The 24,898-nt window shown below is 47.8% G+C and carries 8 protein-coding genes, 13 tRNA genes and 9 rRNA genes; 28 read left to right on the top strand and 2 right to left on the bottom strand.

Annotated elements, in window-relative coordinates:
- The first annotated feature begins 175 nt into the window (after positions 1-175).
- From Q7657_RS07940 to rrf (Q7657_RS07855), 18 genes are all read left to right on the top strand, one after another.
- A 16S ribosomal RNA gene (locus Q7657_RS07940) occupies positions 176-1,727 on the top strand.
- 100 nt (positions 1,728-1,827) lie between these two features.
- Positions 1,828-1,903: transfer RNA gene (locus Q7657_RS07935), tRNA-Glu, on the top strand.
- A gap of 2 nt (positions 1,904-1,905) precedes the next feature.
- A tRNA-Lys gene (locus Q7657_RS07930) sits at positions 1,906-1,981 on the top strand.
- Between the two features lie 29 nt (positions 1,982-2,010).
- Positions 2,011-2,086 (top strand) — tRNA-Val (locus tag Q7657_RS07925).
- A gap of 309 nt (positions 2,087-2,395) precedes the next feature.
- Positions 2,396-5,265: ribosomal RNA gene (locus Q7657_RS07920) — 23S ribosomal RNA — on the top strand.
- Positions 5,266-5,350: 85 nt separating this feature from the next.
- A 5S ribosomal RNA gene (rrf, locus tag Q7657_RS07915) occupies positions 5,351-5,466 on the top strand.
- A gap of 378 nt (positions 5,467-5,844) precedes the next feature.
- Positions 5,845-7,394: ribosomal RNA gene (locus Q7657_RS07910) — 16S ribosomal RNA — on the top strand.
- 100 nt (positions 7,395-7,494) lie between these two features.
- Positions 7,495-7,569: transfer RNA gene (locus tag Q7657_RS07905), tRNA-Glu, on the top strand.
- A gap of 2 nt (positions 7,570-7,571) precedes the next feature.
- Positions 7,572-7,647, top strand: a tRNA-Lys gene (locus Q7657_RS07900).
- A gap of 29 nt (positions 7,648-7,676) precedes the next feature.
- A tRNA-Val gene (locus Q7657_RS07895) sits at positions 7,677-7,752 on the top strand.
- A 308-nt stretch (positions 7,753-8,060) separates the two neighbouring features.
- A 23S ribosomal RNA gene (locus Q7657_RS07890) occupies positions 8,061-10,949 on the top strand.
- An 85-nt stretch (positions 10,950-11,034) separates the two neighbouring features.
- Positions 11,035-11,150: ribosomal RNA gene (rrf, locus tag Q7657_RS07885) — 5S ribosomal RNA — on the top strand.
- 379 nt (positions 11,151-11,529) lie between these two features.
- Positions 11,530-13,076: ribosomal RNA gene (locus Q7657_RS07880) — 16S ribosomal RNA — on the top strand.
- Positions 13,077-13,175: 99 nt separating this feature from the next.
- Positions 13,176-13,251 (top strand) — tRNA-Glu (locus Q7657_RS07875).
- A 2-nt stretch (positions 13,252-13,253) separates the two neighbouring features.
- Positions 13,254-13,329, top strand: a tRNA-Lys gene (locus tag Q7657_RS07870).
- Positions 13,330-13,358: 29 nt separating this feature from the next.
- A tRNA-Val gene (locus tag Q7657_RS07865) sits at positions 13,359-13,434 on the top strand.
- Positions 13,435-13,744: 310 nt separating this feature from the next.
- Positions 13,745-16,632: ribosomal RNA gene (locus tag Q7657_RS07860) — 23S ribosomal RNA — on the top strand.
- Between the two features lie 85 nt (positions 16,633-16,717).
- A 5S ribosomal RNA gene (gene rrf / locus Q7657_RS07855) occupies positions 16,718-16,833 on the top strand.
- The 16S, 23S and 5S rRNA genes sit together here with 9 tRNA genes alongside, the layout of an rRNA operon.
- 299 nt (positions 16,834-17,132) lie before the next feature.
- Here the strand turns inward: rrf (Q7657_RS07855) and pssA are convergent.
- Positions 17,133-18,482 (bottom strand): CDP-diacylglycerol--serine O-phosphatidyltransferase, encoded by a 1,350-nt coding sequence (gene pssA, locus Q7657_RS07850; protein WP_107167507.1) that lies wholly within the window; start codon positions 18,480-18,482, stop codon positions 17,133-17,135.
- Between the two features lie 112 nt (positions 18,483-18,594).
- Positions 18,595-19,032, bottom strand: coding sequence for a GNAT family N-acetyltransferase (locus Q7657_RS07845; protein ID WP_053987269.1), 438 nt, complete (start codon positions 19,030-19,032; stop codon positions 18,595-18,597).
- An 85-nt stretch (positions 19,033-19,117) separates the two neighbouring features.
- Between Q7657_RS07845 and murB the strand changes: the two genes are divergently transcribed.
- The 10 genes from murB to nusG all read left to right on the top strand — a co-directional run bounded on the left by murB (position 19,118) and on the right by nusG (position 24,781).
- Complete coding sequence (gene murB / locus Q7657_RS07840; RefSeq protein WP_107167508.1) at positions 19,118-20,158, top strand: UDP-N-acetylmuramate dehydrogenase; 1,041 nt, start codon at positions 19,118-19,120, stop codon at positions 20,156-20,158.
- Positions 20,155-21,117, top strand: coding sequence for a bifunctional biotin--[acetyl-CoA-carboxylase] ligase/biotin operon repressor BirA (gene birA / locus Q7657_RS07835; RefSeq protein WP_107167509.1), 963 nt, complete (start codon positions 20,155-20,157; stop codon positions 21,115-21,117). The genes murB and birA overlap by 4 nt, the downstream gene beginning before the upstream one ends.
- A complete protein-coding gene (locus Q7657_RS07830; RefSeq protein ID WP_107167510.1) occupies positions 21,117-21,848 on the top strand; it encodes a type III pantothenate kinase in 732 nt (243 codons plus the stop codon). Before birA ends, Q7657_RS07830 begins: the two co-directional genes overlap by 1 nt.
- A gap of 96 nt (positions 21,849-21,944) precedes the next feature.
- A tRNA-Thr gene (locus tag Q7657_RS07825) sits at positions 21,945-22,020 on the top strand.
- 14 nt (positions 22,021-22,034) lie between these two features.
- A tRNA-Tyr gene (locus tag Q7657_RS07820) sits at positions 22,035-22,119 on the top strand.
- A gap of 38 nt (positions 22,120-22,157) precedes the next feature.
- Positions 22,158-22,232: transfer RNA gene (locus Q7657_RS07815), tRNA-Gly, on the top strand.
- Positions 22,233-22,244: 12 nt separating this feature from the next.
- Positions 22,245-22,320, top strand: a tRNA-Thr gene (locus Q7657_RS07810).
- Between the two features lie 100 nt (positions 22,321-22,420).
- Entirely contained in the window at positions 22,421-23,605 is a 1,185-nt protein-coding gene (gene tuf / locus Q7657_RS07805) for an elongation factor Tu (RefSeq protein ID WP_161117955.1), read from the top strand.
- Positions 23,606-23,846: 241 nt separating this feature from the next.
- Positions 23,847-24,224 (top strand): preprotein translocase subunit SecE, encoded by a 378-nt coding sequence (gene secE / locus Q7657_RS07800; protein ID WP_005372715.1) that lies wholly within the window; start codon positions 23,847-23,849, stop codon positions 24,222-24,224.
- An 11-nt stretch (positions 24,225-24,235) separates the two neighbouring features.
- Positions 24,236-24,781 carry a transcription termination/antitermination protein NusG gene (gene nusG / locus Q7657_RS07795; RefSeq protein WP_008986024.1) on the top strand — a complete coding sequence of 182 codons (546 nt, stop codon included), beginning with the start codon at positions 24,236-24,238 and terminating at the stop codon, positions 24,779-24,781.
- Positions 24,782-24,898: the final 117 nt, after the last annotated feature.

Raw genomic sequence — 24,898 nt, 5'->3', positions numbered from 1 at the left:
TTCTTTAACAATTTGACCATGCAATCTGTGTGGGCACTCGTTGAATGATTAGTCAAAAGATTTATCAATGATACTAGTGACCAATTGATACTTCGGTATCAGCACAGTCAATTCATTCATCATTTATGATGAATTAACAGTATTCATTGAGCCGGTCGAAAGACCAACAAAACTTTAATTGAAGAGTTTGATCATGGCTCAGATTGAACGCTGGCGGCAGGCCTAACACATGCAAGTCGAGCGGCAGCGACTTAACTGAACCTTCGGGGAACGTTAAGGGCGGCGAGCGGCGGACGGGTGAGTAATGCCTGGGAATATGCCCTGATGTGGGGGATAACTATTGGAAACGATAGCTAATACCGCATAATCTCTTCGGAGCAAAGAGGGGGACCTTCGGGCCTCTCGCGTCAGGATTAGCCCAGGTGGGATTAGCTTGTTGGTGAGGTAATGGCTCACCAAGGCAACGATCCCTAGCTGGTCTGAGAGGATGATCAGCCACACTGGAACTGAGACACGGTCCAGACTCCTACGGGAGGCAGCAGTGGGGAATATTGCACAATGGGGGAAACCCTGATGCAGCCATGCCGCGTGTATGAAGAAGGCCTTCGGGTTGTAAAGTACTTTCAGTAGGGAGGAAGGCAGTGTCGTTAATAGCGGCATTGTTTGACGTTACCTACAGAAGAAGCACCGGCTAACTCCGTGCCAGCAGCCGCGGTAATACGGAGGGTGCGAGCGTTAATCGGAATTACTGGGCGTAAAGCGCATGCAGGCGGTCTGTTAAGCAAGATGTGAAAGCCCGGGGCTCAACCTCGGAACAGCATTTTGAACTGGCAGACTAGAGTCTTGTAGAGGGGGGTAGAATTTCAGGTGTAGCGGTGAAATGCGTAGAGATCTGAAGGAATACCGGTGGCGAAGGCGGCCCCCTGGACAAAGACTGACGCTCAGATGCGAAAGCGTGGGGAGCAAACAGGATTAGATACCCTGGTAGTCCACGCCGTAAACGATGTCTACTTGGAGGTTGTGGCCTTGAGCCGTGGCTTTCGGAGCTAACGCGTTAAGTAGACCGCCTGGGGAGTACGGTCGCAAGATTAAAACTCAAATGAATTGACGGGGGCCCGCACAAGCGGTGGAGCATGTGGTTTAATTCGATGCAACGCGAAGAACCTTACCTACTCTTGACATCCAGAGAACTTTCCAGAGATGGATTGGTGCCTTCGGGAACTCTGAGACAGGTGCTGCATGGCTGTCGTCAGCTCGTGTTGTGAAATGTTGGGTTAAGTCCCGCAACGAGCGCAACCCTTATCCTTGTTTGCCAGCACTTCGGGTGGGAACTCCAGGGAGACTGCCGGTGATAAACCGGAGGAAGGTGGGGACGACGTCAAGTCATCATGGCCCTTACGAGTAGGGCTACACACGTGCTACAATGGCGTATACAGAGGGCTGCCAACTTGCGAGAGTGAGCGAATCCCATAAAGTACGTCGTAGTCCGGATTGGAGTCTGCAACTCGACTCCATGAAGTCGGAATCGCTAGTAATCGTGAATCAGAATGTCACGGTGAATACGTTCCCGGGCCTTGTACACACCGCCCGTCACACCATGGGAGTGGGCTGCACCAGAAGTAGATAGCTTAACCTTCGGGAGGGCGTTTACCACGGTGTGGTTCATGACTGGGGTGAAGTCGTAACAAGGTAGCCCTAGGGGAACCTGGGGCTGGATCACCTCCTTACCTAAAGACTTAACTGTTGAATGCAGTGTCCACACAGATTGCTTGGTTAAAATGTAAGAGAGCCACTTATTGTTGCCCAACAACAGTAAGTATGAACATTGTCCCGTTCGTCTAGAGGCCTAGGACACCGCCCTTTCACGGCGGTAACAGGGGTTCGACTCCCCTACGGGACGCCAATGGGTCGTTAGCTCAGTTGGTAGAGCAGTTGACTTTTAATCAATTGGTCGCAGGTTCGAATCCTGCACGACCCACCATCTTCTCCTCGAAGATGTAAAACATCGGAGGGCGATTAGCTCAGTTGGGAGAGCACCTCCCTTACAAGGAGGGGGTCACTGGTTCGAGCCCGGTATCGCCCACCACTCTCTAAAAGTTTTCTGCACGGATTTCGCAGATTTAATGAAGAATCTCTTTATTAAGTCCGCATTCTTGTCGCCGAAAATCGTTAGAAAGTGGTTCGAAAGAAACACAATGCTCTTTAACAATCTGGAAAGCTGACTAGTAAATTCAATCAATAGATTGATTTATAGTTTTCATCGAAAGATGAAAACGAGTTCTCAAAACAATACACATTCAAGTGTCTTGTATCGAGTCCGGCGAAAAACCAATGTCCTCTTATCAAGGACACAAACCTTGGTTGTTTGAACATACGAAACCTCTTGGGGTTGTATGGTTAAGTGACTAAGCGTACACGGTGGATGCCTTGGCAGTCAGAGGCGATGAAGGACGTATTAACTTGCGATAAGCCCAGATGAGGTAGTAAAAACCGGTGACTCTGGGATTTCCGAATGGGGAAACCCACTTACATAAGTAAGTATCGTGTTGATGAATACATAGCAGCACGAGGCGAACCGGGGAACTGAAACATCTAAGTACCCCGAGGAAGAGAAATCAACCGAGATTCCGGTAGTAGCGGCGAGCGAAACCGGATTAGCCCTAGCTAGTTTGATGTTAGGTGAAGGTTCTGGAAAGTTCCGCGATACAGGGTGATAGCCCCGTAACCGACAACATCTTATCAGTGAAAACGAGTAGGACGGGACACGTGTTATCTTGTCTGAATATGGGGGACCATCCTCCAAGGCTAAATACTCCTGACTGACCGATAGTGAACCAGTACCGTGAGGGAAAGGCGAAAAGAACCCCTGTGAGGGGAGTGAAATAGAACCTGAAACCGTGTACGTACAAGCAGTAGGAGCCCACTTGTTGGGTGACTGCGTACCTTTGTATAATGGGTCAGCGACTTAATTTTAGTAGCAAGGTTAACCGTTTAGGGGAGCCGTAGGAAACCGAGTCTTAACTGGGCGTCATAGTTGCTAGGATTAGACCCGAAACCGAGTGATCTAGCCATGGGCAGGTTGAAGGTGAGGTAACACTTACTGGAGGACCGAACCGACTAATGTTGAAAAATTAGCGGATGACTTGTGGCTAGGGGTGAAAGGCCAATCAAACTCGGAGATAGCTGGTTCTCCCCGAAAGCTATTTAGGTAGCGCCTCGGACGAATACTACTGGGGGTAGAGCACTGTTAAGGCTAGGGGGTCATCCCGACTTACCAACCCTTTGCAAACTCCGAATACCAGTAAGTACTATCCGGGAGACACACGGCGGGTGCTAACGTCCGTCGTGAAGAGGAAACAACCCAGACCGCCAGCTAAGGTCCCAAAGTTATAGCTAAGTGGGAAACGATGTGGGAAGGCTCAGACAGCCAGGATGTTGGCTTAGAAGCAGCCATCATTTAAAGAAAGCGTAATAGCTCACTGGTCGAGTCGGCCTGCGCGGAAGATAAGCTAAGCTATACACCGAAGCTGCGGCAATGCGATTTAGCGTATTGGGTAGGGGAGCGTTCTGTAAGCCGTTGAAGGTGAGTTGTAAAGCTTGCTGGAGGTATCAGAAGTGCGAATGCTGACATGAGTAACGATAAAGGGAGTGAAAAACTCCCTCGCCGGAAGATCAAGGGTTCCTGTCCAACGTTAATCGGGGCAGTAAGTCGACCCCTAAGGCGAGGCCGAAAGGCGTAGTCGATGGGAAACGGGTTCCCGTACTTCTTATAATTGCGATGGAGGGACGGAGAAGGCTAGGTGAGCCTGGCGACGGTTGTCCAGGTCCAAGTATGTAGGCTGATGGTTTAGGCAAATCCGGACCATCTTAAGGCTGAGATACGATGTCGAGTCACTACGGTGATGAAGTCATTGATGCCATGCTTCCGGGAAAAGCTTCTAAGCTTCAGATTATAAGGAATCGTACCCCAAACCGACACAGGTGATCAGGTAGAGAATACCAAGGCGCTTGAGAGAACTCGGGTGAAGGAACTAGGCAAAATGGTACCGTAACTTCGGGAGAAGGTACGCTCCTAGCGGTGATGAGACTTGCTCTCTAAGCTGTCGGGAGTCGCAGATACCAGGTGGCTGCAACTGTTTATTAAAAACACAGCACTGTGCAAAATCGAAAGATGACGTATACGGTGTGACGCCTGCCCGGTGCCGGAAGGTTAATTGATGGGGTTAGACTTCGGTCGAAGCTCTTGATCGAAGCCCCGGTAAACGGCGGCCGTAACTATAACGGTCCTAAGGTAGCGAAATTCCTTGTCGGGTAAGTTCCGACCTGCACGAATGGCGTAATGATGGCCACGCTGCTCCACCCGAGACTCAGTGAAATTGAAATCGCAGTGAAGATGCTGCGTCCCCGCGGCTAGACGGAAAGACCCCGTGAACCTTTACTATAGCTTGGCACTGAACATTGACCCTACATGTGTAGGATAGGTGGGAGACTGTGAAATAATCGCGCTAGCGGTTATGGAGTCGTCCTTGAAATACCACCCTTGTATGCTTGATGTTCTAACGTCGACCCCTTATCGGGGTTACGGACAGTGCCTGGTGGGTAGTTTGACTGGGGCGGTCTCCTCCCAAAGAGTAACGGAGGAGCACGAAGGTGGGCTAATCACGGTCGGACATCGTGAGGTTAGTGCAATGGCATAAGCCCGCTTGACTGCGAGACTGACAAGTCGAGCAGGTGCGAAAAGCAGGTCATAGTGATCCGGTGGTTCTGAATGGAAGGGCCATCGCTCAACGGATAAAAGGTACTCCGGGGATAACAGGCTGATACCGCCCAAGAGTTCATATCGACGGCGGTGTTTGGCACCTCGATGTCGGCTCATCACATCCTGGGGCTGAAGTCGGTCCCAAGGGTATGGCTGTTCGCCATTTAAAGTGGTACGCGAGCTGGGTTTAGAACGTCGTGAGACAGTTCGGTCCCTATCTGCCGTGGGCGTTGGATGATTGAGAGGGGCTGCTCCTAGTACGAGAGGACCGGGTGGACGAACCGCTGGTGTTCGGGTTGTGTCGCCAGACGCATTGCCCGGTAGCTAAGTTCGGAATCGATAACCGCTGAAAGCATCTAAGCGGGAAGCGAGCCTCAAGATGAGTCATCCCTAGACCTTTAAGGTCTCTAAAGGGTTGTTGAAGACTACAACGTTGATAGGTCGGGTGTGTAAGTGCTGTGAGGCATTGAGCTAACCGATACTAATTGCCCGTGAGGCTTAACCATACAACACCCAAGGGGTTTTATACGGACTCCAAGAACACTTGAACGTGTGTTTGAGAATCAGCTTTTCAAGATTGTAACGAATTTGCTTGGCGACCATAGCATTATGGACCCACCTGATCCCATGCCGAACTCAGTAGTGAAACGTAATAGCGCCGATGGTAGTGTGGGGCCTCCCCATGTGAGAGTAGGACATCGCCAGGCTTCAATTAGAAAGCCCGTTCATCAGAACGGGCTTTTATTTCGCTCTCACTGATTGGAATGTGAGCGAGGTCAAAGAAGGTTTTCACTTTTTAACCAACCAATTAAAAAGATGAGAATTTTGTCTTGACTGGATATCAGAAAAGCGTATTATACGCCACCTGACTTGCTGAAGCGGAATTTGCTAAGGCATTGAAAGTCAACGTTCTTTAACAATTTGACCATGCAATCTGTGTGGGCACTCGTTGAATGATTAGTCAAAAGATTTATCAATGATACTAGTGACCAATTTGATACTTCGGTATCAGCACAGTCAATTCATTCATCATTTATGATGAATTAACAGTATTCATTGAGCCGGTCGAAAGACCAACAAAACTTTAATTGAAGAGTTTGATCATGGCTCAGATTGAACGCTGGCGGCAGGCCTAACACATGCAAGTCGAGCGGCAGCGACTTAACTGAACCTTCGGGGAACGTTAAGGGCGGCGAGCGGCGGACGGGTGAGTAATGCCTGGGAATATGCCCTGATGTGGGGGATAACTATTGGAAACGATAGCTAATACCGCATAATCTCTTCGGAGCAAAGAGGGGGACCTTCGGGCCTCTCGCGTCAGGATTAGCCCAGGTGGGATTAGCTTGTTGGTGAGGTAATGGCTCACCAAGGCAACGATCCCTAGCTGGTCTGAGAGGATGATCAGCCACACTGGAACTGAGACACGGTCCAGACTCCTACGGGAGGCAGCAGTGGGGAATATTGCACAATGGGGGAAACCCTGATGCAGCCATGCCGCGTGTATGAAGAAGGCCTTCGGGTTGTAAAGTACTTTCAGTAGGGAGGAAGGCAGTGTCGTTAATAACGGCATTGTTTGACGTTACCTACAGAAGAAGCACCGGCTAACTCCGTGCCAGCAGCCGCGGTAATACGGAGGGTGCGAGCGTTAATCGGAATTACTGGGCGTAAAGCGCATGCAGGCGGTCTGTTAAGCAAGATGTGAAAGCCCGGGGCTCAACCTCGGAACAGCATTTTGAACTGGCAGACTAGAGTCTTGTAGAGGGGGGTAGAATTTCAGGTGTAGCGGTGAAATGCGTAGAGATCTGAAGGAATACCGGTGGCGAAGGCGGCCCCTGGACAAAGACTGACGCTCAGATGCGAAAGCGTGGGGAGCAAACAGGATTAGATACCCTGGTAGTCCACGCCGTAAACGATGTCTACTTGGAGGTTGTGGCCTTGAGCCGTGGCTTTCGGAGCTAACGCGTTAAGTAGACCGCCTGGGGAGTACGGTCGCAAGATTAAAACTCAAATGAATTGACGGGGGCCCGCACAAGCGGTGGAGCATGTGGTTTAATTCGATGCAACGCGAAGAACCTTACCTACTCTTGACATCCAGAGAACTTAGCAGAGATGCTTTGGTGCCTTCGGGAACTCTGAGACAGGTGCTGCATGGCTGTCGTCAGCTCGTGTTGTGAAATGTTGGGTTAAGTCCCGCAACGAGCGCAACCCTTATCCTTGTTTGCCAGCACTTCGGGTGGGAACTCCAGGGAGACTGCCGGTGATAAACCGGAGGAAGGTGGGGACGACGTCAAGTCATCATGGCCCTTACGAGTAGGGCTACACACGTGCTACAATGGCGTATACAGAGGGCTGCCAACTCGCGAGAGTGAGCGAATCCCATAAAGTACGTCGTAGTCCGGATTGGAGTCTGCAACTCGACTCCATGAAGTCGGAATCGCTAGTAATCGTGAATCAGAATGTCACGGTGAATACGTTCCCGGGCCTTGTACACACCGCCCGTCACACCATGGGAGTGGGCTGCACCAGAAGTAGATAGCTTAACCTTCGGAGGGCGTTTACCACGGTGTGGTTCATGACTGGGGTGAAGTCGTAACAAGGTAGCCCTAGGGGAACCTGGGGCTGGATCACCTCCTTACCTAAAGACTTAACTGTTTAATGCAGTGTCCACACAGATTGCTTGGTTAAAATGTAAGAGAGCCACTTATTGTTGCCCAACAACAGTAAGTATGAACATTGTCCCGTTCGTCTAGAGGCTAGGACACCGCCCTTTCACGGCGGTAACAGGGGTTCGACTCCCCTACGGGACGCCAATGGGTCGTTAGCTCAGTTGGTAGAGCAGTTGACTTTTAATCAATTGGTCGCAGGTTCGAATCCTGCACGACCCACCATCTCCTCCTCGAAGATGTAAAACATCGGAGGGCGATTAGCTCAGTTGGGAGAGCACCTCCCTTACAAGGAGGGGGTCACTGGTTCGAGCCCGGTATCGCCCACCACTCTCTAAAAGTTTTCTGCACGGATTTCGCAGATTTAATGAAGAATCTCTTTATTAAGTCCGCATTCTTGTCGCCGAAAATCGTTAGAAAGTGGTTCGAAAGAAACACAATGCTCTTTAACAATCTGGAAAGCTGACTAGTAAATTCAATCAATAGATTGATTTATAGTTTTCATCGAAAGATGAAAACGAGTTCTCAAAACAATACACATTCAAGTGTCTTGTATCGAGTCCGGCGAAAACCAATGTCCTCTTATCAAGGACACAAACCTTGGTTGTTTGAACATACGAAACCTCTTGGGGTTGTATGGTTAAGTGACTAAGCGTACACGGTGGATGCCTTGGCAGTCAGAGGCGATGAAGGACGTATTAACTTGCGATAAGCCCAGATGAGGTAGTAAAAACCGGTGACTCTGGGATTTCCGAATGGGGAAACCCACTTACATAAGTAAGTATCGTGTTGTGAATACATAGCAGCACGAGGCGAACCGGGGAACTGAAACATCTAAGTACCCCGAGGAAGAGAAATCAACCGAGATTCCGGTAGTAGCGGCGAGCGAAACCGGATTAGCCCTTAAGCTAGTTTGATGTTAGGTGAAGGTTCTGGAAAGTTCCGCGATACAGGGTGATAGCCCCGTAACCGACAACATCTTATCAGTGAAAACGAGTAGGACGGGACACGTGTTATCTTGTCTGAATATGGGGGGACCATCCTCTAAGGCTAAATACTCCTGACTGACCGATAGTGAACCAGTACCGTGAGGGAAAGGCGAAAAGAACCCCTGTGAGGGGAGTGAAATAGAACCTGAAACCGTGTACGTACAAGCAGTAGGAGCCCACTTGTTGGGTGACTGCGTACCTTTGTATAATGGGTCAGCGACTTAATTTTAGTAGCAAGGTTAACCGTTTAGGGGAGCCGTAGGGAAACCGAGTCTTAACTGGGCGTCATAGTTGCTAGGATTAGACCCGAAACCGAGTGATCTAGCCATGGGCAGGTTGAAGGTGAGGTAACACTTACTGGAGGACCGAACCGACTAATGTTGAAAAATTAGCGGATGACTTGTGGCTAGGGGTGAAAGGCCAATCAAACTCGGAGATAGCTGGTTCTCCCCGAAAGCTATTTAGGTAGCGCCTCGGACGAATACTACTGGGGGTAGAGCACTGTTAAGGCTAGGGGTCATCCCGACTTACCAACCCTTTGCAAACTCCGAATACCAGTAAGTACTATCCGGGAGACACACGGCGGGTGCTAACGTCCGTCGTGAAGAGGGAAACAACCCAGACCGCCAGCTAAGGTCCCAAAGTTATAGCTAAGTGGGAAACGATGTGGGAAGGCTCAGACAGCCAGGATGTTGGCTTAGAAGCAGCCATCATTTAAAAGAAAGCGTAATAGCTCACTGGTCGAGTCGGCCTGCGCGGAAGATTTAACGGGGCTAAGCTATACACCGAAGCTGCGGCAATGTACTTTGCACATTGGGTGAGGGGAGCGTTCTGTAAGCCGTTGAAGGTGAGTTGTAAAGCTCGCTGGAGGTATCAGAAGTGCGAATGCTGACATGAGTAACGATAAAGGGAGTGAAAAACTCCCTCGCCGGAAGATCAAGGGTTCCTGTCCAACGTTAATCGGGGCAGGGTAAGTCGACCCCTAAGGCGAGGCCGAAAGGCGTAGTCGATGGGAAACGGGTTAATATTCCCGTACTTCTTATAATTGCGATGGAGGGACGGAGAAGGCTAGGTGAGCCTGGCGACGGTTGTCCAGGTCCAAGTACGTAGGCTGATGGTTTAGGCAAATCCGGACCATCTTAAGGCTGAGATACGATGTCGAGTCACTACGGTGATGAAGTCATTGATGCCATGCTTCCGGGAAAAGCTTCTAAGCTTCAGATTATAAGGAATCGTACCCCAAACCGACACAGGTGATCAGGTAGAGAATACCAAGGCGCTTGAGAGAACTCGGGTGAAGGAACTAGGCAAAATGGTACCGTAACTTCGGGAGAAGGTACGCTCCTAGCGGTGATGAGACTTGCTCTCTAAGCTGCCGGGAGTCGCAGATACCAGGTGGCTGCAACTGTTTATTAAAAACACAGCACTGTGCAAAATCGAAAGATGACGTATACGGTGTGACGCCTGCCCGGTGCCGGAAGGTTAATTGATGGGGTTAGACTTCGGTCGAAGCTCTTGATCGAAGCCCCGGTAAACGGCGGCCGTAACTATAACGGTCCTAAGGTAGCGAAATTCCTTGTCGGGTAAGTTCCGACCTGCACGAATGGCGTAATGATGGCCACGCTGTCTCCACCCGAGACTCAGTGAAATTGAAATCGCAGTGAAGATGCTGCGTCCCCGCGGCTAGACGGAAAGACCCCGTGAACCTTTACTATAGCTTGGCACTGAACATTGACCCTACATGTGTAGGATAGGTGGGAGACTGTGAAATAATCGCGCTAGCGGTTATGGAGTCGTCCTTGAAATACCACCCTTGTATGCTTGATGTTCTAACGTCGACCCCTTATCGGGGTTACGGACAGTGCCTGGTGGGTAGTTTGACTGGGGCGGTCTCCTCCCAAAGAGTAACGGAGGAGCACGAAGGTGGGCTAATCACGGTCGGACATCGTGAGGTTAGTGCAATGGCATAAGCCCGCTTGACTGCGAGACTGACAAGTCGAGCAGGTGCGAAAGCAGGTCATAGTGATCCGGTGGTTCTGAATGGAAGGGCCATCGCTCAACGGATAAAAGGTACTCCGGGGATAACAGGCTGATACCGCCCAAGAGTTCATATCGACGGCGGTGTTTGGCACCTCGATGTCGGCTCATCACATCCTGGGGCTGAAGTCGGTCCCAAGGGTATGGCTGTTCGCCATTTAAAGTGGTACGCGAGCTGGGTTTAGAACGTCGTGAGACAGTTCGGTCCCTATCTGCCGTGGGCGTTGGATGATTGAGAGGGGCTGCTCCTAGTACGAGAGGACCGGAGTGGACGAACCGCTGGTGTTCGGGTTGTGTCGCCAGACGCATTGCCCGGTAGCTAAGTTCGGAATCGATAACCGCTGAAAGCATCTAAGCGGGAAGCGAGCCTCAAGATGAGTCATCCCTAGACCTTTAAGGTCTCTAAAGGGTTGTTGAAGACTACAACGTTGATAGGTCGGGTGTGTAAGTGCTGTGAGGCATTGAGCTAACCGATACTAATTGCCCGTGAGGCTTAACCATACAACACCCAAGGGGTTTTATACGGACTCCAAGAACACTTGAACGTGTGTTTGAGAATCAGCTTTTCAAGATTGTACCGAATTTGCTTGGCGACCATAGCATTATGGATCCACCTGATCCCATGCCGAACTCAGTAGTGAAACGTAATAGCGCCGATGGTAGTGTGGGGCCTCCCCATGTGAGAGTAGGACATCGCCAGGCTTCAAATTAGAAAGCCCGTTCATCAGAACGGGCTTTTATTCGCTCTCACTGATTGGAATGTGAGCGAGGTCAAAAGAAGGTTTTCACTTTTTAACCAACCAATTAAAAAGATGAGAATTTTGTCTTGACTGGATATCAGAAAAGCGTATTATACGCCACCTGACTTGCTGAAGCGGAATTTGCTAAGGCATTGAAAGTCAACGTTCTTTAACAATTTGACCATGCAATCTGTGTGGGCACTCGTTGAATGATTAGTCAAAAGATTTATCAATGATACTAGTGACCAATTTGATACTTCGGTATCAGCACAGTCAATTCATTCATCATTTATGATGAATTAACAGTATTCATTGAGCCGGTCGAAAGACCAACAAAACTTTAATTGAAGAGTTTGATCATGGCTCAGATTGAACGCTGGCGGCAGGCCTAACACATGCAAGTCGAGCGGCAGCGACTTAACTGAACCTTCGGGGAACGTTAAGGGCGGCGAGCGGCGGACGGGTGAGTAATGCCTGGGAATATGCCCTGATGTGGGGGATAACTATTGGAAACGATAGCTAATACCGCATAATCTCTTCGGAGCAAAGAGGGGGACCTTCGGGCCTCTCGCGTCAGGATTAGCCCAGGTGGGATTAGCTTGTTGGTGAGGTAATGGCTCACCAAGGCAACGATCCCTAGCTGGTCTGAGAGGATGATCAGCCACACTGGAACTGAGACACGGTCCAGACTCCTACGGGAGGCAGCAGTGGGGAATATTGCACAATGGGGGAAACCCTGATGCAGCCATGCCGCGTGTATGAAGAAGGCCTTCGGGTTGTAAAGTACTTTCAGTAGGGAGGAAGGCAGTGTCGTTAATAGCGGCATTGTTTGACGTTACCTACAGAAGAAGCACCGGCTAACTCCGTGCCAGCAGCCGCGGTAATACGGAGGGTGCGAGCGTTAATCGGAATTACTGGGCGTAAAGCGCATGCAGGCGGTCTGTTAAGCAAGATGTGAAAGCCCGGGGCTCAACCTCGGAACAGCATTTTGAACTGGCAGACTAGAGTCTTGTAGAGGGGGTAGAATTTCAGGTGTAGCGGTGAAATGCGTAGAGATCTGAAGGAATACCGGTGGCGAAGGCGGCCCCTGGACAAAGACTGACGCTCAGATGCGAAAGCGTGGGGAGCAAACAGGATTAGATACCCTGGTAGTCCACGCCGTAAACGATGTCTACTTGGAGGTTGTGGCCTTGAGCCGTGGCTTTCGGAGCTAACGCGTTAAGTAGACCGCCTGGGAGTACGGTCGCAAGATTAAAACTCAAATGAATTGACGGGGGCCCGCACAAGCGGTGGAGCATGTGGTTTAATTCGATGCAACGCGAAGAACCTTACCTACTCTTGACATCCAGAGAACTTAGCAGAGATGCTTTGGTGCCTTCGGGAACTCTGAGACAGGTGCTGCATGGCTGTCGTCAGCTCGTGTTGTGAAATGTTGGGTTAAGTCCCGCAACGAGCGCAACCCTTATCCTTGTTTGCCAGCACTTCGGGTGGGAACTCCAGGAGACTGCCGGTGATAAACCGGAGGAAGGTGGGGACGACGTCAAGTCATCATGGCCCTTACGAGTAGGGCTACACACGTGCTACAATGGCGTATACAGAGGGCTGCCAACTCGCGAGAGTGAGCGAATCCCATAAAGTACGTCGTAGTCCGGATTGAGTCTGCAACTCGACTCCATGAAGTCGGAATCGCTAGTAATCGTGAATCAGAATGTCACGGTGAATACGTTCCCGGGCCTTGTACACACCGCCCGTCACACCATGGGAGTGGGCTGCACCAGAAGTAGATAGCTTAACCTTCGGGAGGGCGTTTACCACGGTGTGGTTCATGACTGGGGTGAAGTCGTAACAAGGTAGCCCTAGGGGAACCTGGGGCTGGATCACCTCCTTACCTAAAGACTTAACTGTTTAATGCAGTGTCCACACAGATTGCTTGGTTAAAATGTAGAGAGCCACTTATTGTTGCCCAACAACAGTAAGTATGAACATTGTCCCGTTCGTCTAGAGGCCTAGGACACCGCCCTTTCACGGCGGTAACAGGGGTTCGACTCCCCTACGGGACGCCAATGGGTCGTTAGCTCAGTTGGTAGAGCAGTTGACTTTTAATCAATTGGTCGCAGGTTCGAATCCTGCACGACCCACCATCTCCTCCTCGAAGATGTAAAACATCGGAGGGCGATTAGCTCAGTTGGGAGAGCACCTCCCTTACAAGGAGGGGGTCACTGGTTCGAGCCCGGTATCGCCCACCACTCTCTAAAAGTTTTCTGCACGGATTTCGCAGATTTAATGAAGAATCTCTTTATTAAGTCCGCATTCTTGTCGCCGAAAATCGTTAGAAAGTGGTTCGAAAGAAACACAATGCTCTTTAACAATCTGGAAAGCTGACTAGTAAATTCAATCGAATAGATTGATTTATAGTTTTCATCGAAAGATGAAAACGAGTTCTCAAAACAATACACATTCAAGTGTCTTGTATCGAGTCCGGCGAAAAACCAATGTCCTCTTATCAAGGACACAAACCTTGGTTGTTTGAACATACGAAACCTCTTGGGGTTGTATGGTTAAGTGACTAAGCGTACACGGTGGATGCCTTGGCAGTCAGAGGCGATGAAGGACGTATTAACTTGCGATAAGCCCAGATGAGGTAGTAAAAACCGGTGACTCTGGGATTTCCGAATGGGGAAACCCACTTACATAAGTAAGTATCGTGTTGTGAATACATAGCAGCACGAGGCGAACCGGGGAACTGAAACATCTAAGTACCCCGAGGAAGAGAAATCAACCGAGATTCCGGTAGTAGCGGCGAGCGAAACCGGATTAGCCCTTAAGCTAGTTTGATGTTAGGTGAAGGTTCTGGAAAGTTCCGCGATACAGGGTGATAGCCCCGTAACCGACAACATCTTATCAGTGAAAACGAGTAGGACGGGACACGTGTTATCTTGTCTGAATATGGGGGACCATCCTCCAAGGCTAAATACTCCTGACTGACCGATAGTGAACCAGTACCGTGAGGGAAAGGCGAAAAGAACCCCTGTGAGGGGAGTGAAATAGAACCTGAAACCGTGTACGTACAAGCAGTAGGAGCCCACTTGTTGGGTGACTGCGTACCTTTGTATAATGGGTCAGCGACTTAATTTTAGTAGCAAGGTTAACCGTTTAGGGGAGCCGTAGGGAAACCGAGTCTTAACTGGGCGTCATAGTTGCTAGGATTAGACCCGAAACCGAGTGATCTAGCCATGGGCAGGTTGAAGGTGAGGTAACACTTACTGGAGGACCGAACCGACTAATGTTGAAAAATTAGCGGATGACTTGTGGCTAGGGGTGAAAGGCCAATCAAACTCGGAGATAGCTGGTTCTCCCCGAAAGCTATTTAGGTAGCGCCTCGGACGAATACTACTGGGGGTAGAGCACTGTTAAGGCTAGGGGGTCATCCCGACTTACCAACCCTTTGCAAACTCCGAATACCAGTAAGTACTATCCGGGAGACACACGGCGGGTGCTAACGTCCGTCGTGAAGAGGGAAACAACCCAGACCGCCAGCTAAGGTCCCAAAGTTATAGCTAAGTGGGAAACGATGTGGGAAGGCTCAGACAGCCAGGATGTTGGCTTAGAAGCAGCCATCATTTAAAGAAAGCGTAATAGCTCACTGGTCGAGTCGGCCTGCGCGGAAGATTTAACGGGGCTAAGCTATACACCGAAGCTGCGGCAATGTACTTCGCATATTGGGTAGGGGAGCGTTCTGTAAGCCGTTGAAGGTGAGTTGTAAAGCTCGCTGGAGGTATCAGAAGTGCGAATGCTGACATGAGTAACGATAAAGGGAGTGAAAAACTCCCTCGCCGGAAGATCAAGGGTTCCTGTCCAACGTTAATCGGGGCAGGGTAAGTCGACCCCTAAGGCGAGGCCGAAAGGCGTAGTCGATGGGAAACGGGTTAATATTCCCGTACTTCTTATAATTGCGATGGAGGGACGGAGAAGGCTAGGTGAGCCTGGCGACGGTTGTCCAGGTCCAAGTATGTAGGCTGATGGTTTAGGCAAATCCGGACCATCCTAAGGCTGAGATACGATGTCGAGTCACTACGGTGATGAAGTCATTGATGCCATGCTTCCGGGAAAAGCTTCTAAGCTTCAGATTATAAGGAATCGTACCCCAAACCGACACAGGTGATCAGGTAGAGAATACCAAGGCGCTTGAGAGAACTCGGGTGAAGGAACTAGGCAAAATGGTACCGTAACTTCGGGAGAAGGTACGCTCCTAGCGGTGATGAGACTTGCTCTCTAAGCTGCCGGGAGTCGCAGATACCAGGTGGCTGCAACTGTTTATTAAAAACACAGCACTGTGCAAAATCGAAAGATGACGTATACGGTGTGACGCCTGCCCGGTGCCGGAAGGTTAATTGATGGGGTTAGACTTCGGTCGAAGCTCTTGATCGAAGCCCCGGTAAACGGCGGCCGTAACTATAACGGTCCTAAGGTAGCGAAATTCCTTGTCGGGTAAGTTCCGACCTGCACGAATGGCGTAATGATGGCCACGCTGTCTCCACCCGAGACTCAGTGAAATTGAAATCGCAGTGAAGATGCTGCGTCCCCGCGGCTAGACGGAAAGACCCCGTGAACCTTTACTATAGCTTGGCACTGAACATTGACCCTACATGTGTAGGATAGGTGGGAGACTGTGAAATAATCGCGCTAGCGGTTATGGAGTCGTCCTTGAAATACCACCCTTGTATGCTTGATGTTCTAACGTTGGCCCCTTATCGGGGTTACGGACAGTGCCTGGTGGGTAGTTTGACTGGGGCGGTCTCCTCCCAAAGAGTAACGGAGGAGCACGAAGGTGGGCTAATCACGGTCGGACATCGTGAGGTTAGTGCAATGGCATAAGCCCGCTTGACTGCGAGACTGACAAGTCGAGCAGGTGCGAAAAGCAGGTCATAGTGATCCGGTGGTTCTGAATGGAAGGGCCATCGCTCAACGGATAAAAGGTACTCCGGGGATAACAGGCTGATACCGCCCAAGAGTTCATATCGACGGCGGTGTTTGGCACCTCGATGTCGGCTCATCACATCCTGGGGCTGAAGTCGGTCCCAAGGGTATGGCTGTTCGCCATTTAAAGTGGTACGCGAGCTGGGTTTAGAACGTCGTGAGACAGTTCGGTCCCTATCTGCCGTGGGCGTTGGATGATTGAGAGGGGCTGCTCCTAGTACGAGAGGACCGGAGTGGACGAACCGCTGGTGTTCGGGTTGTGTCGCCAGACGCATTGCCCGGTAGCTAAGTTCGGAATCGATAACCGCTGAAAGCATCTAAGCGGGAAGCGAGCCTCAAGATGAGTCATCCCTAGACCTTTAAGGTCTCTAAAGGGTTGTTGAAGACTACAACGTTGATAGGTCGGGTGTGTAAGTGCTGTGAGGCATTGAGCTAACCGATACTAATTGCCCGTGAGGCTTAACCATACAACACCCAAGGGGTTTTATACGGACTCCAAGAACACTTGAACGTGTGTTTGAGAATCAGCTTTTCAAGATTGTACCGAATTTGCTTGGCGACCATAGCATTATGGACCCACCTGATCCCATGCCGAACTCAGTAGTGAAACGTAATAGCGCCGATGGTAGTGTGGGGCCTCCCCATGTGAGAGTAGGACATCGCCAGGCTTCAAATTTAAAAGGCCCGTTCTGATGAACGGGCCTTTTTTCGTTTTTCTCTTTCTAAAATAGTTTGCTGTAGCAAACTAGACCTACAGACCTACAGACCTACAGACCTACAGACCTACAGACCTACAGACCTACAGACCTACAGACCTACAGACCTACAGACCTACAGACCTACAGACCTACAGACCTACAGACCTACAGACCTACAGACCTACAGACCTACAGTTGAATTATCTAAATATAAAGAGAATAGATGCATCACTGTAGTAGATCACTACAGTGATGATAGATGGGTTGGTTTAAAGTATTTGGTTGAGGATATGATCGGCTTTTACACGACGAATACGTGTGATCAGTTTTTTTACTTGGGCTGGATAGCTATCTACTTTTTCGATTTGTTTATAACTACCGATAAGCTGAGTGTGTTCAAGAATACAATCCAATTCTTTTTGTTTTTGCTCTGCTAGTAATTGGTTCTTATCGTGAACAAGAATTGCATTTTCTAGATCTAATTTCCAAGCGCGTGGATTTAGGTTATTTCCCGTTACCAGCATGTATTGACGATCGACCCATATGCCTTTTAGGTGGAAGCTATTATTGTCATGTTTCCATAAGTAGATAGCTAATTGGCGGTGAGCGATAGCTGCTTCATTATGCTTGGCAAAGTTACGAAGGTTAACTTCATAAAGGTAAGGTAGCCCAGCAATGGTTTTAAACGGCTCTGATGGTGGAATATAAAAGTCATTTGCTGTTTTATCACCAACAACGATTGTCACTTTCACACCACGTTTCAGCGCTCGTTTTACTTCACGGCTTACGCTTCTTGGAAAATTGAAGTAAGGCGTACAAATTGTTAATTCTGATTGTGCACTCGCAATTAAAGTGCAGATATCTTGGTTTAGTTTGTTCTTTCGCTTACCTAGACCGATTAATGGCGTTAAACCTACTTCATTACTCGCAATTTCATCGGTTTCAAAGTGATAAGTGGCTTGTTGTAGTTCCGAACGTAGATCGCGAATGGCTGTGCGTAATGATTTTGTATCGGGACGATCAGCTTGTGCTAAACAATTTACAGCTTCACTTGAAACAAGCGTGTCTGTAATGAATTGCGCCATACTATCGGCTAGTTTTTCATTGCGAATTACATGGTAGCGGTCGTAACGGTAGCGATCGTGTTGAGCGAGGTACACATCATTTAAACTCGCACCGCTATAAATCACTTTATCGTCGATCACGAAACCTTTTAGGTGAAGTACGCCAAAAACTTCACGGTTTCTTACTGGTACGCCTAAGACTTCAATTTTATGAGTGTATTTTTCTGCATACTCACGATATAGCGCAGCATTACCATCTGATTGCTCAGCACCGATCAACCCTCGTTGAGCACGATGCCAGTCAACGAGTACTTTAATATCAAGTTCTGGATTGTGTTGCTTCGCTTCGTATAGAGCGGTAAGCACGCCTCTTCCTGCTTCGTCATCTTGAAGATAAAGAGCGACCAGATAAATACGCTTTTGAGCTGATTTTATTTCTTGATACAGACGCTCTCTAAATGAATTAGCATCAAAAAGAGTCTCTAAATTCTCGGGCTTGTGCGCAATACATGGCAGTTGCTCAATGCGCTGCCTGTTAGCAATAGCTGAATCCATTATCGCCTCGTTTACACGATCTTTAAGTAGATAAATTTAATTAGGGATGAATTATACCAGAAAAAAGGTGAAGTCAATGTATCTACCAACTGAGATATGACTTTACTAAAGACTACAAACTGGAACTTTGAACAAACACCATAGGAATGAGCTTCTTTCCGCTATTTGCATAGCGTAGAAAACGTTGCTTTATATTATTGGGCAGCTTTTCTATCTCAATGGTATCGAATCCGGATTTTTGGTATAGGTTTTCTAATTCTTGAAATGCAAAGCAGTAACAAGTTTTCTGCTGTATTTGACTATATGTTGCTTGGATAAGTTCATTAGCGATGCCTTTTAATCGATACTCAGGTAGAACTAGCATCCCTGTAAGCAATTGAACATCATCAATGAGTTTAAATCTGACACTTGCAATAATGCGGTTATTGTCCTCTGCCACCCAAATACACTCATCTCTTTTAGCTTTACCTGCGGGATAAAAGTCTTTGTAGAGTTTATTAACAAGAGGCAGACGAATAGGGTCTAGTTGGCGATAAATGCGTTCATTCATGGGAAAACACTGCGTTGTTGGGTGTGATCGGGTAATATAGTTTGAATATGTATTTAGAAGTATAAAGATTTGGTTGTGGATTAACATGAAAGTTTTACATGAGAGTGGGTTAGCGCCTTATCACACCTTTGGGATTGATGTTTCTGCTAAGTACATTGTAGAAGCATCAAGTGTTGAAGATTTTCTTTCAATTTGGCAAGACGAAATATATCAGGCAATCCCTAAGTTAGTTGTTGGTCAAGGAAGTAACTTACTTTTTTGTGAAGACTATCAGGGCGTGATTATTCTTAACCGTATCAAAGGTATTGATGTCGTCGAAACGGCTGAATATGTTGATTTGCATGTTGGTGGTGGTGAAGATTGGCATCAGTTTGTGGCTTGGACGGTTGATAATGGTTTTAACGGTCTTGAGAATTTAGCGTTGATCCCTGGCTGTGTTGGTTCATCTCCTATCCAGAATATTGGTGCTTATGGGGTAGAGCTAAAAGATGTGTGTCACTACGTGGATGTGTTAAATGTCCTAACGGGTGAATCTCAGCGTTTAATGGCTGAAGAATGCAATTTTGGTTACCGTGACTCTATCTTTAAGCATGAACTTAAAGATAGCCATATTATTACTGCTGTAGGTTTTCGTTTAGCGAAGGATTGGCAGCCGCAAATTAGTTATGGCCCATTAGCAAAGTTTTCTTTAGAGAGCGTTACTGCAAAAGAAATTTTTGATGAAGTGTGTTCTGTTCGTTGTGAAAAATTACCGGATCCTAAGGTAATGGGCAACGCAGGAAGCTTCTTCAAAAACCCGATTATTGGGCTAGCATCTCGCGATCGCCTTCTGTCTGAATTTCCCAATATGCCAAGTTATCCCGTTGATTCAGGACATTGTAAATTAGCGGCCGGTTGGCTGATTGATCAGTGTGGTTTGAAGGGATACCAAATTGGGGGGGCGAAAGTACATCCTCAACAGGCACTTGTTTTAACTAATACCGGTAATGCAACAGCTCTTGATGTGCTGCATTTAGCGCAATACGTCGTTGATACTGTCGCTGCAAAGTTTGATGTTGCACTGGAACATGAAGTGCGTTTCATGGCGCATGATGCGGAAACAAACTTACAAGAGATGCTTCAATGATCGATCACTCAACACGCTTGGCATTGATCCAATTACTCTCTGATGGTGAGTTTCATTCAGGTGAAAAGCTAGGGAACGATCTAGGGATCTCTCGAGCGGCGATAGCTAAGCAGATCAAAGTGATTCAAGATTGGGGACTTGATATTTTTCGAGTACAGGGCAAAGGTTATTGTCTTGCATCTCCGATTGAGTTACTCAACAAAGAAACGATTCTTACACAAAGCGATTGCGCTCATTTAGATCTGCTCCCTGTTATCGACTCTACCAATCAATATTTATTAGATAGGGTGGGACAATTACCGACTGGTAGTGTGTGTCTTGCAGAGTACCAACAAGCAGGACGTGGTCGTCGGGGGCGTCAGTGGCTATCGCCATTTGGTAGTAACTTATATCTTTCCATTTATTGGCGTTTAGACGCTGGCATGGCTGCTGCTATGGGGCTAAGTCTTGTTGTTGGTGTTGCAATCGCTGAAACATTACAGCAACTCGGTGCGCCAGATGTCCGAGTAAAATGGCCTAATGATATTTATTATAAAGATCAAAAGCTCGCAGGTATTTTAGTTGAAATGACAGGTCAGGCAGGTGATGCCGCCCATTTAGTGATTGGTATGGGGTTGAATGTAAGCATGCCAATTAAAGAGCAGACTGAAATAACCCAAGCTTGGACAAATCTGCAACAGGCTTGCCAAGCATTACCATCTCGCAATCAGTTAGCCGCACAACTTATCGCTCATTTAACACAGACGTTGATTGATTATGAGCAACAGGGCTTAACTGGTTTTGTTGAACGTTGGAACAAAATAGATAACTTTTTAAATCGTCCTGTGAAGTTATTAATTGGCGAGCGTACCGTAGCAGGGATTGCTCGTGGAATTGATACGCAAGGGGCATTGTTACTGGAAACTGATGAGGGTGTGACACCTTATATCGGTGGTGAAATCAGCCTTAGAGGTTGTTAATGCAATTATTAATTGAAGCGGGCAACACTTATGTGAAAGTTGCCTTATTAACAAAAGATGAACAAATCGAACAAATTGGCAAGTATCCAAGCCAAAAGCTTGAGCTTGTGCTTCAACCGCTACTTGAAGGGGATATTGAGCGAATTGTGTTTGCAAGTGTTGGACCGGTGGAAGTTGATAACACCATTCAGCGAATAGCACAATTGGCAAATATTCCAGTGATCCAGGTAAAAACAGCACGAGAAGATTTTGGTGTTACTAATGCATATAAAGAGTATCAATACCTCGGGATAGATCGTTGGTTAACGCTTGTTGCCATTCATCAACATTTTAACCAGTCAACAGTGATTGTTGATATTGGTACAGCATTAACGTTTGATGTGATGAGCGAGGCAGGGCAACACCTTGGTGGTTGGATAGTACCGGGTTACCAGTTAATGATGAAATCGGTATTAGATAATACTACTAAAGTGTTTTCAGATCATGACCACAGTGAGTCACTAGCATTAGCTGATAATACAGCAGATGGTTTGAAAAATGGTTGTCGTGCAGCATTAGTCGGTTTAATTGAATTTGGCTTAAAGCAAGCAGAAAAAGAACTCGGACAATCACCTGAGGTGATCTTATGTGGAGGAGGAGTACGCCACTTACCTAAAGACTGGTGTGCAGCTTTCCATCATCGTTCGGAATTAGTCTTAGAAGGCTTAGCCTTGTATGCGAAGCAACGATAATGTCCAATTTTACGACAATTAGAAAAAAAACAGTAAAAAAAACGAATTAGGGTATTGCAACAAAAATAATCATTATCTAGAATGCGCACCACTAACGCCGACTTAGCTCAGTAGGTAGAGCAACTGACTTGTAATCAGTAGGTCACCAGTTCGACTCCGGTAGTCGGCACCAGTTTTAAGAATTTCGGTGGGGTTCCCGAGTGGCCAAAGGGAGCAGATTGTAAATCTGCCGGCACTGCCTTCGAAGGTTCGAATCCTTCCCCCACCACCATTTTCAAATGTTTGAATAGCTCTACGAGAAACAAGATTGCGGGCATCGTATAATGGCTATTACCTCAGCCTTCCAAGCTGATGATGCGGGTTCGATTCCCGCTGCCCGCTCCACATTTCTTGTGTGCTGATATAGCTCAGTCGGTAGAGCGCACCCTTGGTAAGGGTGAGGTCGGCAGTTCAAATCTGCCTATCAGCACCACTCTCAAGTCCTATTTCATCCATTTGTTATATACTCAACAAACCCATGTTTGGTTGTGTGGTCGTAATGCCACTTAATACCGTGCCCAGAGGGACTATCCATGTCTAAAGAAAAATTTGAACGCGTAAAACCGCACGTAAACGTTGGTACTATCGGCCACGTTGACCACGGTAAAACTACTCTAACTGCTGCTATCTGTACTACACTTGCTAAAGTGTACGGTGGTGCTGCTCGTGACTTCGCATCTATCGATAACGCTCCAGAAGAGCGTGAGCGCGGTATCACAATCTCTACTTCTCACGTAGAGTACGATACTCCAACTCGTCACTACGCACACGTTGACTGTCCTGGACACGCCGATTACGTTAAAAACATGATCACTGGTGCTGCTCAAATGGACGGTGGTATCCTAGTTGTTGCTGCAACTGACGGTCCAATGCCACAAACTCGTGAGCACATCCTACTTGGTCGCCAGGTTGGTATCCCTTACATCATCGTGTTCATGAACAAGTGTGACATGGTTGATGACGAAGAACTACTAGAACTAGTAGAAATGGAAGTTCGTGAACTTCTATCTGAGTACGAATTCCCAGGCGACGACTGCCCAGTAATCATGGGTTCTGCACTTGGCGCACTAAACGGCGAAGAGCAGTGGGAAGCTAAGATCATCGAACTAGCTGAAGCTCTAGATTCTTACATCCCAGAGCCAGAGCGTGCGATCGATCGTCCGTTCATCCTTCCAATCGAAGACGTATTCTCAATCCAAGGCCGTGGTACAGTAGTAACTGGTCGTGTTGAGCAAGGTATCATCACTGTAGGTGACGAAGTAGAAATCGTTGGTATCAAGCCAACTACTAAGACTACTTGTACTGGTGTTGAGATGTTCCGTAAGCTTCTTGACGAAGGCCGTGCTGGTGAGAACGTTGGTGTTCTACTACGTGGTACTAAGCGTGACGAAGTTGAGCGTGGTCAAGTACTAGCTAAGCCTGGTTCAATCACTCCACACACAACTTTCACTTCAGAAATCTACGTTCTGTCTAAAGATGAAGGTGGTCGTCACACTCCATTCTTCAAAGGTTACCGTCCACAGTTCTACTTCCGTACAACTGACGTAACTGGTACTATCGAGCTACCAGAAGGCGTAGAAATGGTAATGCCTGGTGATAACATCTCTATGACTGTTACTCTAATCGCTCCTATCGCGATGGACGAAGGTCTACGTTTTGCTATCCGTGAAGGTGGCCGTACAGTTGGTGCTGGTGTTGTTGCAACTATCATTGCTTAAGTTGTTGCAAAGCCGTCGAATTTAATTTGACGACAGTACACAAAAAAGGGCATCATTTGATGCCCTTTTTCTACACTTTAATATAAAAACGTGTGTTTTTTGTCCAAGTGTTAGAAATGAAATTTCGTAAGATGAAGTTTTTTACTAATGTTATTAGAGGGTTACTCCTTTTTCTTCATCTAAGACCTCGCAATAGCGGGGTTATTTTCGTCTAAATTAAGACTAGTTACAGGTTGGTTGTATGAATGCGAATGCCGAAAACCAAGAAAGCGAAAGCAAAATGGATGGCCTGAAATGGGTCGTAGTTTTTGCTTTGCTAGCTGCTGCTGTGGTTGGTAATTACCTGTACAGTGATGTTTCTGTTGTGTTGCGCACATCTGCAGTAATTGCTCTTGTAGCCGTTGCTGGGATCACCGCTGCATTTACAGCAAAAGGTAAAGCCGCGATTCGTTTTGCAAGTGAGTCGCGCATGGAAGTCCGCAAGGTGGTATGGCCTACTCGTCAGGAAGCTACGCAGACAACCTTTATCGTTCTAGCAGTCACTGTAGTGATGGCGTTAGCCCTTTGGGGTATCGACGGCATTATGGTCCGTTTAGTGCGCCTAGTTACCGGCGTGTGAGGTAAGAATTCATGAGCGAAGCTCCAAAAAAACGATGGTATGTAGTACAGGCTTTTTCTGGTTTTGAAGGCCGAGTTGCACAGTCACTGCGCGAGCATATCAAAATGCACGGTATGGAAGAGCACTTTGATGAAGTTCTTGTACCTACTGAAGAAGTAGTTGAAGTACGTGCAGGCCAACGCCGCAAGAGCGAGCGTAAGTTCTTCCCTGGTTACGTGCTAGTAAACATGGTAATGAACGACGAAACATGGCACCTAGTACGCAGTATTCCACGTGTTATGGGCTTCATTGGCGGTACATCTGATCGTCCAGCTCCGATTTCTGATAAAGAAGCGGACGCGATCCTAAACCGTCTACAGCAAGCTAGTGAGTCTCCTGTTCATAAGACAGTATTTGAACCAGGTGAAGTGGTACGTGTGACTGATGGTCCATTTGCTGACTTCAATGGTACAATTGAATCAGTTGATTACGATAAGAGCCGTGTTAAGGTTTCTGTATCGATCTTTGGTCGTGCAACACCAGTAGAACTAGAGTTCGGTCAAGTCGAAAAGAACTGATCAAATTCTGTTCAAGTTGTATTGTCAGGGGCGTGGAATTAAGCTATAATTTCGCGCCCTTTCGTTAGACGGGGAGTCTGTTTGTTTAAAAATAGACGTTTGAACCCAAATTTAGGT

It is taken from the genome of Candidatus Photobacterium acropomis, assembly GCF_030685555.1.
Lineage (GTDB): Bacteria > Pseudomonadota > Gammaproteobacteria > Enterobacterales > Vibrionaceae > Photobacterium > Photobacterium lucens.
The sequence above is the reverse complement of the archived record's forward strand: the minus strand, read 5'-3'. Positions and strand labels throughout refer to the sequence as shown.

Bases quoted from the DNA above. Each gene is read 5' to 3' on its own strand.
- pssA (WP_107167507.1), bottom strand. From the start codon at position 18,482: ATGGATTCAGCTATTGCTAACAGGCAGCGCATTGAGCAACTGCCATGT.
- Q7657_RS07845 (WP_053987269.1), bottom strand. From the start codon at position 19,032: ATGAATGAACGCATTTATCGCCAACTAGACCCTATTCGTCTGCCTCTT.
- murB (WP_107167508.1), top strand. From the start codon at position 19,118: ATGAAAGTTTTACATGAGAGTGGGTTAGCGCCTTATCACACCTTTGGG.
- birA (WP_107167509.1), top strand. From the start codon at position 20,155: ATGATCGATCACTCAACACGCTTGGCATTGATCCAATTACTCTCTGAT.
- Q7657_RS07830 (WP_107167510.1), top strand. From the start codon at position 21,117: ATGCAATTATTAATTGAAGCGGGCAACACTTATGTGAAAGTTGCCTTA.
- tuf (WP_161117955.1), top strand. From the start codon at position 22,421: ATGTCTAAAGAAAAATTTGAACGCGTAAAACCGCACGTAAACGTTGGT.
- secE (WP_005372715.1), top strand. From the start codon at position 23,847: ATGAATGCGAATGCCGAAAACCAAGAAAGCGAAAGCAAAATGGATGGC.
- nusG (WP_008986024.1), top strand. From the start codon at position 24,236: ATGAGCGAAGCTCCAAAAAAACGATGGTATGTAGTACAGGCTTTTTCT.